This window comes from Streptomyces sp. NPDC001532 (assembly GCF_040298625.1).
Taxonomy (GTDB): Bacteria; Actinomycetota; Actinomycetes; order Streptomycetales; family Streptomycetaceae; genus Streptomyces.
Genome location: NZ_JBEPAL010000014.1, coordinates 30275 through 43430, shown reverse-complemented (window position 1 = coordinate 43430; position 13156 = coordinate 30275). Strand labels below are relative to the sequence as shown.

The following is a 13156-nucleotide window of genomic DNA, read 5'->3' as shown; positions in this document are numbered from 1 at the left end:
TTACGGGTTGACGCAGGTGATCGAGCCGACCGGCAGGTTGTTCCCGGTCGAGGTGGCCGTGAAGCCGAACGTCACACTGCCGTCCGGCGCGATGGTGCGGTTGTAGTCGGTGTTCTTGACCGTGACCGTGCCGTCGGTGCCGGTACTCAGGATGCCGTTCCACGCCTGCGTGATCTTGGTTCCGGCGCCGGGCTGCCAGCGCACCGCCCAGCCGTCACGCGCGGCGGTGTTGTGGTTCATCACCTGGACGGAACCCTGGAAGCCGCCGCCCCAGTAGTTCGTCACCGAGTAGACGGCCATGCACCCGGAGTGCGGGTCGGTGGGCGTCGGGGTCGGCGTCGGGGTGGGCGTGGGGGTCGGCGTCGGGGTCGGGGTCGGCGTGGGCGTGCCGCCCGAACCGCGGATGCCGGTCACCTCTCCGTTGCCGCCGTCGAAGACGATGTCGGAGCAGGAGAAGAAGTTCTCCTGGCTGTCCGAGCGCACCCACTGGATGAACATCATCGCGTTGCCCGAGCGGCCCGAGGGCAGCTTCAGGTCCCAGTAGTAGTGGCCGGAGTCCGAACCCACCGAACCGGACTGCGGCGGGTTGGTCACCGTCTGGACCAGCTCCAGGTCGCCCCAGCCCAGCGGGGACGTGGGCGAGTAGCCGGGCTTGGAGATGTACACCCGGAAGCTGCCCGGGTGCGCGGCCCAGTTGCTGTGCTTGATCTGGATCGTCGCCCCGGAGGTGAGGTGCGTGCGGGGCCAGTCGGCGCGGGCCGCGTTGTAGCCGGTGAAGTTGTACGGCGAGCGGTCGCCCGCGCTGCACAGCTTGCCGTCCGGCACATAGCCGGCACCGCGTCCGCCCGCGTTGGAGTCGAGCACGGCGAACCAGTTGTACAGGGCCGTCGAGCCGCTCTCGGCGAGCGCCGCCTTGCAGGCGGGGTTCGTCGGGTCCAGCGAGCCGGTGGATGTCTTGGCGTCCAGCCAGCAGAGGTAGGTCCGCGAGCCGGGCGTCATCGTCACACCGTGCGCCTGCGCGCTGCCCTGGCCGATCAGGGCCAGGCCGAGCCCGCTGAGCAGGGTGGCCAGCACCGCCAGTAACGACAGTGATCGTCTGGTGCGTGGAGCACTTCGTGCCATGGTGTCTCCTGTGATGGGTGGGGTGTTGTCGCTCTCCTCGGTGGTTCCGGGCCGGTCAGGCGGGCGGAGTGCCCCAGGCCCGCTCGGCGGCCAGGTAGGCGGGGATCTTCGGTGCGTCCGTGTACGAGGTGGCGGTGGAGCGGCTGTAGTCGCCGGCCTCGTCGAACGCGGACCAGTCGGACTTGGCCATCCGCAGCTGGATGTCGCCGGTGTCCTTGCCGGCGGCCAGCGTGCCGGCGGAGAAGCCGACCTCCAGGTAGGCGTCCGCTCCGGCCACCGGCGTGCTCAGCGCGACCACGCGGAGCCTGACGTTCCCGCAGCCGACGGCGGCGTAGTCGCAGAAGGCGTTCACGGTGGACGAGCCGCCGTCGCGGGTGAAGTAGTAGCGGGCCGTGACCTTGGTCAGGTCCACCGACGCGGTGCCGGTGTTGACGATCCGCAGTCCGGGCCGGATGGCGTTGTCCGTGGCCGAGGCGTCGTTGTTCTTGTAGGTGACCTTCAGGCCGCCGACCGGGTCCGGTCCGCCGCCGCCCGCCTCGGTGGTGACGCTCAGCGCGGTGGAGGCCGCGGAGACGTTCCCGGCGGCGTCCCGGGCGCGCACGGTGTACGAGTACGCCGTCGAAGCGGTCAGCCCGCTGTCGGTGTACGCGGTGGCGGTGACCGGTGAGGCGTTCACCTTGGTGCCGTTGCGGTACACGTCGTAGCCGGTGACGCCGACGTTGTCGGTGGCGGCCGTCCAGGACAGGGTGACGCTGGTCGCGGTCTTCGCGGTGGACGTCAGCGCGTTCGGCACGGTCGGGGCGGTGGTGTCGGTCGGGTCCGGGTCGCCGCCGCCGTCACCGGGCACGGCCGGGTGGGCGTTGCGGACCAGCATGGTGAACTGGTCGTGGAACCAGTGCCCGGCGAGCGGGGCGCCGGGCAGCGCGCCCGTCTTGCTGCCGCCCGCGTTGGGCGCCGAGTACGTCGGGTCGCACATCGGGTCCAGACGCTTGCCCTCGTCGTTGGGGATCTCGGTGCTCGATCCGTCCGACTCCCCCGGCGGCTTCACCCACAGGAAGGCGTCGAGGTGGGAGTCGGGGAAGCCGGAGGGCGCGGCCTGCGGCGGGCGGCCCAGTCCGGCGCCGCTGGTGTTGCACCACAGGCCGCGGTGGACGCGGCGGTCCACCTTCGACTCGCTGACGTAGGTGTCGAGGGTGGTGCTGGTGCTCTCGGCGGTCGGGCGGGCGGAGCCGCCCCAGCCGTTGCGGGAGGTGTCGACCAGCATGCCGGTGGAGGCGGGCCAGCCCGCCGCGACCAGGGCGCGGTAGGTGTTCCTGGTGAAGTCCGACTCGTCGAAGTTCGGGTTCCACTCGTAGTACTTGCCCGACTTGATCATGTTCCCGCCGACCGTCTTGTTCGGGTCGGGCAGGAACGGCTCCTCCAGCGGCGTGTAGTTGGAGACGTTGGTGACCAGGCCGTCGACGCTGCTCAGCCCGGCACGGGTGCCCTTGGCGACGTCCGTGTAGAGCTGGACGGTCTGGGAGAGGTTGGTGTCCCAGCCGAGCCAGCCGGAGTGGGCGAAGTCGAGGTAGGTGTAGACGTTGGGGACGGCGTGCAGCTGGTCGAGGGCGTACTGGACCGCCTTGGCATAGATCCCGCTGCTCTTGGCCTGGGCGCACTCCGGGTCGGCGGTGTTGGTCACCAGGTTCGGCAGCCCGTCCGGCTCGATGACGGTGGTGATCCGGATGTCCTGGTACTTCGGGTTCTTGAAGACGGCCGCGATGGCGTCGATGTACTCGGTCTTGTAGCGCTGCAACCCGGCCTCGGTGAGCGGCAGTTCGCCGTTGGAGGCGAGCGCGGCGCAGTCCCGGCCCGGCAGGTCGTAGACCACGAAGGTGGCGGTGATCGGCTGGCCGGGCTTCTTCTGGGCCAGCGCCAGGTCGAGATGGTCGGCGAGGCTCTTGCGGCCGGCGTTGACTGCACCGCCGTGGATGGCGGCGATCCGGTCCAGCCAGACGGCCGTCGGATAGCTCTTGACCTGCTCCATCTTCGCCTTGAGGGCGGCGTCGGAGGTCAGTGCGATGGAGCCCTGGACGCGCTCGGCGTAGTCGGGGTTGACGTACGCGGTGGCACCGGCGAACGGGTTGTCCACATGGGCCTCGGCGGCGGACGCCTCGGGCGCGGACAGCTGCGCCGCCGCCCCCAGCAGGAGCGTGCTCAGCGCCGTGGCCAGCGCTGCCGTCCGCTTGCGGTACGGCCTGCGCAGGCGGGCGCCCGTCCGTCTGGTCCGGTCTGTCATGTCTCTCCTCGGGTGGGAGGTGCGGGGTGACGGGTGTGGGGACATCCGTGATCGACCGTGGGGAGAACGGGGGTGCGGTCAGGTGGCGGTGCAGCGCGGGGCGGGGGTGCCCGCGGTGCCGTTCGCGGTGTAGCCGAACGAGGTGCCCGCCGCGGCGGCCAGGGAGCCGTTGGAGGCGGTGTTGCGGACGGTGATCCGGCCGCCCGCGACCGTGTGGGTGCCGTTCCAGAGGCTGGTGATCGTGGCGCCGCCCAGCTCCCAGTCGACGCTCCAGCCGGTGATCGGGCCGGTGCCGGTGTTCTTGACGGTGATCTCCGCCTGGTGGCCGCCCGGCCAGGAGTTGACGAGCTTGAAGGTGGCGGTGCAGGCCTTCGCGGGGGTCGGCTCCGGGGTGGGATCCGGGTCGGGGTCCGGGTCCGGGTCCGGTGTGGTGCCGTAGGTCAGGCCGTACCCGTAGGGGAAGAGCGGGCTCTTGCCGTCGCCGTCGTTGACCGGCTGCTGAGAGGCGCTCCGCATCCAGCTCACCGGCAGCTTGCCGGTCGGGGCGTAGGCGCCGAACAGCACGTCCGCGACGCCGCCGCCCTCGGTGCCGGGCAGCCAGGCGGCCAGCAGCGCCTTCCAGTCCGGGAGCTGCGCGGCGATGTCGAGGGGCCGGCCGGAGACCAGGACCACGACGACGGGCACACCGCTCGCCTTCAGCCGGGCCAGGGTCTGAAGATCCTCCTGGTCCAGGCCCATGCCGGCGGGCCGGTCGCCGCGCATCTCGGCGTACGGGGTCTCGCCGACGACGGCCACGGCGGCCGTGTAGCTGCCGTCGATGCCGTTGCCGTAGCGGTCGTAGGTGACGCGGGAGGGGTCGGTGACGGTGGCGCGGATGCCCTGGAGGACGGTGGTGCCCTCGGTGACGGCGCCGCTGCGGCCCTGCCAGCCCACGGTCCAGCCGCCGCTCTGGTTGCCGATGTCGTCGGCGGACTTCCCGGCGACGAACAGCTTGCCGTTCCTCGCCAGCGGCAGCACCCCGCCCTCGTTCTTCAGCAGCACCTGCGAGGCCCGCACCGCCTCCCGGGCGAGGGCCCGGTGGGCGGCCGATCCGACCGTGGTGGTGTACGAGCGGTCGGTCAGCGGGCGTTCGAAGAGGCCGAGCTGGAACTTCTTGGTGAGGATGCGGCGGTTGGCGTCGTCGATCCGGGCGAGCGGGACGCGGCCCGCGGTGACCTCGCCGCGCAGCAGGGCCAGGAACTTCTTGTAGTCGTGCGGGACCATCACCATGTCGACGCCCGCGTTGACGGCGGTGGCGATCTCGGCGCCGGTGAAGCCGGTCTGCCCGTCGAGCTGGTCGACGGCGGCCCAGTCCGAGACGACGAAGCCGCTGAAGCCCAGCTCGCCCTTGAGGACGTCGGTGACCAGGTACTTGTGGGCGTGCGAGCGCACCCCGTTCCAGCTGCTGTAGGAGAGCATCACCGAGCCCACGCCGCGCCGGACCGCCTCCTTGAAGGGCGGCAGGTGGATCGCGCGCAGCTCGGTCTCGGACAGCTCCGTGTTGCCCTGGTCGACGCCGCCGGTGGTGCCGCCGTCGCCGATGTAGTGCTTGGCGGTGGCGAGCACGGAGGCCGGGTCGCCGCCCAGGCCGGCGCCCTGGAGGCCGGTGATGAACGAGGTCATGGCGGTGGGCAGTTCGGGCGTCTCGCCGAACGACTCGTAGGTGCGGCCCCACCGGTCGTTGCGGGCCACGCAGAGACAGGGCGCGAACGACCAGTCGATGCCGGTCCCCGCGACCTCCTCGGCGACCGCGCGTCCGACGCGCTGCACCAGGGCGGGGTCGCGGGTGGCGCCCAGGCCGATGTTGTGCGGGAAGAGCGTGGCGCCGCGCACCGCGTTGTGGCCGTGGACGGCGTCGATGCCGTAGATCAGCGGAATGGCGAGCGGGGTGCCGAGGGCCGTGCGCTGGAGGGAGTCGTAGGTGTCGGCCCAGGTCTGGGCGTTGTTGGGGCTGACCGTGGAGTCGCCGCCGGAGAGCACCGACCCGATCCGGTAGGTGGCGAGGTCGGACTGCGGGACCAGCGCGTCCTTCTCGATCTGGGTCATCTGGCCGAGCTTGTCGTCGAGCGACATCCGGCCGAGCAGGTCGTCGACCCGCTGCGGGACCGGCACCGAGGGGTCCTGGTACGGCAGGACGGCGGCGGTCGCGGTGTCGCGGTCGGGCGGGGCGGCGGCGGTCAGGCCGGTCACCGCGAGCGCCGCGGCGCACAGGGCCGCGACGAACGCGGGCCGGCGGACGGAGGCCGCGGGGCGGGGAGCGGGGCGGGGGGCGGGAGGTGCTTGGCGGGGAGCCGGGGGTGCGGGACGCGAGCTCATGGCGGGCCTTTCCGGGTGCGGGCCGGAGGGGCGGGGTTGGAGCGCTCCGGGGGCCGCCCTTTCGGCGCAGGACGGGCCCCGGAGCGGTACGGTGCGCCGCGGGTCAGGCGACGGAGCAGGCCGTGCCGTTCAGGGTGAAGCCGGCCGGCTTGGCGAAGGTGCCGCTGTAGGTGCCCTGGAAGCCGAAGGACTGGCTCGCGCCGGCCGCGATGTTCGCGTTGTGCGACACACCGCTCGCCGTGACCGCGCCCGTCGAGCCGGACAGGGTGGCGTTCCAGGAGTTGGTGACGCGCTGCCCGGACGGCAGGGTGAAGCCGAGCTTCCAGTTGTCGACGGCGGTGGAGCCGGTGTTCTTCACCGTCACCTCGGCGGTGAAACCGCCCTGCCAGACGTTGGTGGCGTAGGTGACCTGGCAGGCCGCCGCCGGGGTGCCCGGGTCGCCGGGGCCGCCCGGGTCGGTGCCGCCGAGGTTCACCGCGGAGGAGAAGGAGTTCACCGCGAGCCCGGCGCCGTTCTGCCACGGTTCGAACCCGGCCTGGACGCTCGTCAGGTACCAGTTGCTCTGCGCCATGCCGCGGGCGACGGTCTGGTCGACGAAGTCCATCACGTCGAAGCTCCAGCTGCTGATCGCCGACGGCGCGACGAAGGAGATCACGTCGTTGGAGCCGTTGCTGCCGGTCCACACCTGCCAGGTGCGGCCGCCGACGGTGGCGGTGCCGACCTGGGAGCCGATCGGCTGGATGGAGCCCACCCGGTTGAACCAGATCATGATCTCGGTGCGGTTGACGCCGTCGGTGCGGGGCGTCGGGTCCAGCCAGATGTCGTACGAGGCGTTGTAGACGGCGTTCGAGACATAGCCGTACGAGATGCTGCTGGGCGCGCTGGAGATGGAGCTGACCTGCGCGGGGAGGTTGGCGCCCGGCGAACAGTTGGTGTAGTGGCAGCCGTTGAAGACCGAGGGGTACGACTTCGGGGCGCCGTTGGTGGGCACCGAGCCGTCGGCCTGGCTGAGCCGGAAGCCGGTGTCGGTGGCGGTGACGCACTGGGTGGCGCTGGTGCCCCAGCGGTTGTTCTGGACGACGTAGCGGCCCTGGATCACGGTCGAGCCGAACTGCTCGCAGATCGTGGTGTCGGCCTGGGCCGGTGCGCCGACGGCGACGAGCGCCGCCAGGGTGGCGAGTGCGGTGAGCAGCGCGCCGAACACGGCGCGGACGGTGCGGAGGCGGTGCGGTGACGATCGCATGCGGGGGCCTCTCTGCGAGGGTTGCGGATTCGACAGGGGTGCCGTGCTGGTCACGGGAGCGCTCCCGTCTCCCCACTGATGGGAGCGCTCCCACCCCACCGGTTTCGGACGCGACTGTAGGAGCCGTCCATGTCCCTGACAACCCCGTGCGCAGCAATCCGTCGAATCGATTTCGAAGACGCAGGTCAGCGAGAGGGCGGTCGGCCTGTTCGATCAACCAACCGACCGCCACTGGGAGTTGGGAGCGCTCCCGAAAATTTCGCTGACGGTTCGTCAGGTGCAGGTGCGGCCGTTGAGCGTGAAGGCCGCGGGCGCGGCGGCGGGGGTGCCGCTCGCCTGGAAGCCGAAGCTGGTGCCGCCGCCCGCCGGGAGGGCCGCGTTGTGTCCCGCGTTCACGGCGGTGACGGCGGCTCCCGACTGGGTGACCGTGGCGTTCCAGGCGTTGGTCACCTTCTCGTTCCCCGCGAAGGAGAAGCCGAGCTTCCAGCCGTTCACCGCGGTCGTCCCGGTGTTGCGCACCTTCACCTCGGCGGTGAACCCGCCGTTCCACGAGGACCCGACCGTGTAGGTGACCGCGCAGCCCTCGGCCGGCGTGGGCGTCGGGGTCGGCGTGGGGGTGGGTGTCGGGGTCGGGGTCGGTGTGGGGGTCGGGTCCGGTCCGGGGGTGCCGCCGTCCGGCGGGCTGCCCCACTGCCGGTCCGCGCCCTCCAGCAGGACGATGTTCGGCGCGTCCACCGGGGTGCTGCCCGGTGTGGTCGCGATCCGCTGGTACGACCAGTCGTTGCCGGGGTTCCAGGCGCCGGACGAGCCGATCCGGAACTGCACCTCCTTGCGGTAGGCGGACTGGCCGGCGGGCGCGATCACGGTGTCCGAGCAGTCCACGGTGACGTAGTGGACGTCACCCGCGTACCGGGTGGGGCCGGAGACCGGTCCGCACTGGTTGTAGTTGGTGCTGACGGTGATCTGGCTCGGCTGGACGCCGGGTTCGAGGGTGAAGTAGTAGCGCAGCGAGCTGTCGGTGAGGGCGCGGGCGGGCCAGGCGGACTTGTTGACCAGATACGCCTTGATCTCGGTGAAGTTGGCGCCGGTGGCGTTCACCGAGGCCTGTACGGACATCTCCGGGCCGTCGGGGGTCTCCGGCGCGGGGAAGCCGGTCAGGGGGGCGCCGCCGTACTCGCCGTACAGGCGGGCCAGGGCGCCGGTGAAGGCGGCGTTGTAGTCGGTGGCGACCTCGTTGTTGACGTAGTTCTGCCGGTCGTCGGTGTAGGCGTCGTCGGCCGCGCTCGGGCCGCCGACGAGGGCGCCGTGCAGGGTGTGGCGGCTGTCGGCGGGACTGGTGATCTGGTCGGTCCAGGAGCCGTGGGCGGTGCGGTGGTGGGGTTTGGTGGGCGGGTTGGCGCCGAAGCCCACGACATAGCTGGAGTCGCGCGGGTTGTCGCCGAGCGCGTAGTCGATCTGGCGGACGGCGAAGTCGTGGTAGCGCGCCTTGCGGGTCGGGTCACCGGTCAGCCAGTCCGAGTAGACCAGGGCGGCGAAGGCGGTGTTGGCGGCGTAGCGCAGGGAGCCCCAGCTGTCGAGGACGGCCTGGCCGCCGGGCGAGTAGCGCACCCGGCTGCCGTTCACGCCGACGGTCCACCAGTCCAGCCAGCGGTTGGTGTCGTCGATGTACTTCTGCTTGCCGGTGAGCTGGGCGAGCAGGACGTAGGCGCCGTAGGAGCTGTCGTCCCAGGAGAGGGTCCAGCGGTAGGAGCGGGTGGTGGACTGGGGCTCGGTGGAGAGGTTGTCGTAGTAGCTCTCCGCCTTGGTGAGGTAGGCGGGGTCGCCGGTGGCCTTGTACAGCCAGATCGCGCCCCAGACCAGCTCGTCGCGGTAGCCGCTCCAGGAGTTGTAATAGCTCTGGGCGTCGGTGACGCAGTCGCTGTACTTCCCTCGGTGGGTGTCGGCGAAGGTGTACAGCTGCTTGGCGTGGGTGAGGAGCTTGCCGGCGTAGGCGGCGTCGCTGTCGGCGAACACCATCGAGGAGGCCGCCATCGCGGCGGCGGTCTGACCGGCGAGGTCGGAGCCGGGGCAGGAGGCGTCGATCTTGAAGGAAGGCCGCTCCATCGGCATCACCTCGGCGGGGCCCCACCAGGCGTGGTCCTTGCCGCCGTGGCCGACCTGCCCGTACAGGACGTCGGGCGAGGGGTGGGCCTTGACGAAGTAGTCGTTGACGAACCGGAGGTTGTTCTTCAGGTGGGTCCACTGGCCGGCGCTGGTGTAGGCGGCGCGTTCCTCCAGGCCGCCCCAGGCCAGCACGGTCGCCGAATAGGCCATCGGCAGGCCGAACTTGACGTGGTCCCCGGCGTCGTACCAGCCGCCGGTGAGGTCCACTCCGGCGTCCTTGCCGTCGTTCAGCCCGGAGTCCCCGCGCCAGCCGACGCGGTTCCAGTCCGGGAGTTCGCCGGACTGCTGGGCCTCGTAGAAGAGCAGCGACTTCTGGAGGGCCTCGCCGTAGGCGAAGGCGGGGGCGGCGGCGGAGGGGCCGGCGGCGGTGAGCGGCAGCAGCAGTCCGGCGGTGAGGGTGGCGGCGAGAAGGGCGGGGCCCGGGCGCCGGCGGCGGGCGGGCGGCGGCTCGGGGCGTCTGGGCGGAGCGAGAAGGTGCGGGCGCAACGGATCGTCCCTTCCGTACGGGGAGGTGCGGGGAGGATGGATCGGGGTCGTGCCGTGCCGGGTGGGGGCTGCCCGAGGCGCCGTCGTACGGGGGCGTGGTGGAGCCCGGCGCCGGTTCCCGTCCGCGGGGAGGCATACGGAAGCAGACGCCGGGAGTCCCTTGGGAGCGCTCCCACGTGCTGGCCATGAAGCCAGCACGTGGGAGCGGTGTCAAGAGAAACGGCGGGGCCGGCGAGGCTCGGCCCCGCGGTCCGGCCTCCCGGCGCGGTCGCGGACCGCGGGCGCTCACACGGGGCCGTCGGCGATCGCCCCGAGCTGCCGCAGCTGTGAGAGGACGTCGACGACGCCCCGGATCTCGACGATCCGGCCGCCCGCGACGCGGAAGATGAAGATCTCGCCGTAGCTGACGGACCTGCCGGTGGGCGCGAGTCCCCGGTAGTCGCCGAGATGGGTGCCGGTGACCGTGTTGCGGACGACGACCTTGTCGCCCTCGGTGATCACCTCCTCCGCCGTGACCTCGAGGTCGGGAAAGGCCCGCAGCAGCACCTCCCAGACCCGCTTGAGCGCGTCCGCCCCGCTCTCCCCCATCGGTACCGGCGCGTGGAACCGCACGTCCGGTGCGACGACCTCGTCGATGGTCTCGGCGACGGCCTTCGGGTCGCCGCTGTTCACCGCGGTGTGCAGGCGGCCGAACACGGCCCTGCCGTCGGCTTCGTGTGCTGTGGCCATGACGTCTCCTCGATCGCTGTCGGTGGCTGCACACGTACGACGGATCGGCTCCCCGGGGTGTGACATGCCCCGAGGCGTCTCAGGTCGACTCCCGCACCACCAGCCTCGTCCGCACGATCACATGGCGCCACGCCACCTCCGGCTGCTCGATCTCCTCCAGCAGCAGGCGCACCATCGTGCGGCCGATCTCCTCCAGGGGCTGGCGGACCGTGGTGAGGCGGGGTTCGGTGTGCTGGGCGAGGGTGAAGTCGTCGAAGCCGATGACTGCCACGTCCTCGGGGACCCGCCGGCCGGCGGCGCGCAGGACGGCCAGGGCTCCGGCGGCCATGGTGTCCGAGGCGGCGAGGACGGCGTCGACCTCCGGGTGGCGGCGCAGGAGTTCGGTCGTCGCCCGGCGCCCGCTCGCCTCGGTGAAGTCCTCGCTCTCGACGACCCAGGAGTCGTCGGCGGGGAGTTCGGCCTGGGCCAGGGCCTGCCGGTAGCCGCGCAGCCGGCACTGGGCGACGTACATGTCCAGGGGGCCGGTGAGGGCGGCGATCGAGCGTCTGCCGCCGCGTGCCAGATGGGTGACCGCCTCGCGGGCACCGCCGACGTTGTCCGCGTCCACGTAGGTGATCTGCTCGTCGCCGGAGCGGCGGCCGAGCAGCACGGTGGGGATGCCGGCCTCCGCGAGCATGTCCGGCAGCCGGTCGTCGGCGCGCACCGACATCAGCAGCACGCCGTCCACCCGGCCGCCGCGCGCGAACTCGACGAAGCGCTGCCGCTCGGCGTCGGTGCGGACCAGGGTGAGCAGCAGGTGCACCGAGGTGTCGGTGAGGGCGTCACCGACGGAGCGGACCGTCTCCGAGAAGAACGGTTCGCCGAACAGCCGCCAGTCCCGTTCCGTCATCACCAGCGCCACCGCGTCGGCGCGCCGGCCGGCCAGTGAACGCGCCGCCAGATTGGGCACGTAGCCCAGTTCGGCGATGGCGCGCTGCACGGCACGGCGGGTCGATTCCTTCACTCCGGCCGCGTTGTTGATGACACGGGAGACGGTGCCCCGCCCGACACCGGCGTGGGCGGCCACTTCCTCCAGCGTGGGCGTGCCGGGGCGCCGCTTGACCATATTCACCCCCCAGAGGCATCCGATCTTAACTACGGGCCGTGGCCCGCCGGGACCGAATGCCCTCGGAGGTCCGTCAGGTGCCGTACCGCCGGCGCAGTTCCACCTTGCGCACCTTGCCGGACACCGTCATCGGGAAGGCGTCGAGCACCTGGAGCCGGCTGGGGATCTTGTAGTGCGCCAACTGCCCCTCGCAGTGGGCGCGCAGCTCCTGAAGGGTCGGCGGGTCGGCCGGGTCGCGCGGGATCACGCAGGCCAGCACCTCCTCGCCGTAGCGCTCGTGCGGCACCCCGACGACCTGGACGTCGGCGATCTTCGGGTGGCCGTGGAGGAACTCCTCGATCTCGCGCGGGTAGATGTTCTCGCCGCCGCGGATGATCATGTCCTTGATGCGGCCGACGATCTCGACGTATCCGTCCTCCCGCATCAGCGCGAGGTCGCCGGTGTGCATCCAGCGGCCGGGGTCGACCGCCTCGGCGGTCTTCTCGGGTTCGTTCCAGTAGCCGAGCATCACGCTGTAGCCGCGGGTGCACAGCTCGCCCGCGGTGCCACGCGGCCGGGTCGCGCCGGTCGCCGGGTCGACGATCTTCACCTCGATGTGCGGCAGGACCCGGCCGACCGTGCCGGTGCGGTGTTCCAGGTCGTCGTCCATACGGGTCTGGAGGGAGACCGGGGAGGTCTCCGTCATGCCGTAGCAGATGGAGACCTGCGCCATGTGCATCTCGGCGACCACCCGCTTCATCACCTCCACCGGGCAGGGCGAGCCGGCCATGATGCCGGTCCGCAGCGAGGAGAGGTCGTACGTCGCGAAGTCCGGCAGGTTCAGTTCGGCGATGAACATCGTCGGGACGCCGTAGAGCGAGGTGCAGCGCTCCCGCTGGACCGCCGCCAGGGTGGCGCGCGGGTCGAAGGAGGCGGCGGGGATGACGATGCAGGCGCCGTGGGAGGTGGCCGCGAGGTTTCCCATGACCATGCCGAAGCAGTGGTAGAAGGGCACCGGCACGCAGACCCGGTCCTGTTCGGTGTAGCCGATCGTCTCGCCGACAAAGTAGCCGTTGTTGAGGATGCTGTGGTGGGAGAGCGTGGCGCCCTTGGGGAAGCCGGTGGTGCCGGAGGTGTACTGGATGTTGATGGGGTCGTCGCAGGACAGCTCCGGGAACGGCCGGTCGCCGGCCGCCCGCCGAAGCAGCGCCTGCCAGCTCGGGTCGCCGATGTACACCGTCTCGCGCAGCTCGGGGCAGTTGCCCCGGACCTGTTCGACCATCGCGCGGTAGTCGCTGCTCTTGTGGGCGAGCGAGGCGAGGAGCAGGGAGACGCCGGCCTGCCGGAGGACGTACTCGACCTCGTGGGTGCGGTAGGCCGGGTTGATGTTCACCATGATCGCGCCGATGCGGGCGGTGGCGTACTGGACGAGGACCCACTCCGGGCAGTTGACCGCCCAGACGCCCACCCGGTCGCCCTTGCCGACGCCACTGGCGAGCAGGGCCCTCGCCAGTTCGTCGACGTCCGCGGCGAACCGCGCGTAGGTCCAGCGGCGGCCGGACGGTACGTCGACCAGCGCCTCCCGGTCCGGCCAGGCGGCGGCCGTGCGTCGGAGGTTCTCGCCGATGGTGTCGCCGAGCAGCGGTGTGCCGCCGGTGCCGTGGGCGTAGGAACCCACCGGGTTCACCAAGTTCAC

General features: G+C 71.5%; 8 protein-coding genes. All 8 read right to left on the bottom strand.

Going from position 1 to position 13156, the window contains the following annotated elements; all coding sequences use genetic code 11:
• Positions 1-1122, bottom strand: coding sequence for a lytic polysaccharide monooxygenase (locus ABT232_RS15590; protein WP_351840428.1), 1122 nt, complete (start codon positions 1120-1122; stop codon positions 1-3).
• A 55-nt stretch (positions 1123-1177) separates the two neighbouring features.
• Positions 1178-3400: a glycoside hydrolase family 6 protein gene (locus ABT232_RS15585; RefSeq protein WP_351840427.1), complete on the bottom strand. Its 2223-nt coding sequence runs from the start codon at positions 3398-3400 to the stop codon at positions 1178-1180.
• 78 nt (positions 3401-3478) lie between these two features.
• Positions 3479-5755: a glycoside hydrolase family 3 N-terminal domain-containing protein gene (locus ABT232_RS15580; RefSeq protein WP_351840426.1), complete on the bottom strand. Its 2277-nt coding sequence runs from the start codon at positions 5753-5755 to the stop codon at positions 3479-3481.
• A 103-nt stretch (positions 5756-5858) separates the two neighbouring features.
• Positions 5859-6998 carry a glycoside hydrolase family 12 protein gene (locus tag ABT232_RS15575; protein ID WP_351840425.1) on the bottom strand — a complete coding sequence of 380 codons (1140 nt, stop codon included), beginning with the start codon at positions 6996-6998 and terminating at the stop codon, positions 5859-5861.
• A gap of 273 nt (positions 6999-7271) precedes the next feature.
• Positions 7272-9647, bottom strand: coding sequence for a glycoside hydrolase family 9 protein (locus ABT232_RS15570; protein ID WP_351840424.1), 2376 nt, complete (start codon positions 9645-9647; stop codon positions 7272-7274).
• Positions 9648-9932: 285 nt separating this feature from the next.
• Entirely contained in the window at positions 9933-10376 is a 444-nt protein-coding gene (locus tag ABT232_RS15565; RefSeq protein ID WP_351840423.1) for an ester cyclase, read from the bottom strand.
• A 79-nt stretch (positions 10377-10455) separates the two neighbouring features.
• Entirely contained in the window at positions 10456-11481 is a 1026-nt protein-coding gene (locus ABT232_RS15560; RefSeq protein ID WP_351840422.1) for a LacI family DNA-binding transcriptional regulator, read from the bottom strand.
• 73 nt (positions 11482-11554) lie between these two features.
• Positions 11555-13156 (bottom strand): AMP-binding protein, encoded by a 1602-nt coding sequence (locus ABT232_RS15555; RefSeq protein WP_450871645.1) that lies wholly within the window; start codon positions 13154-13156, stop codon positions 11555-11557.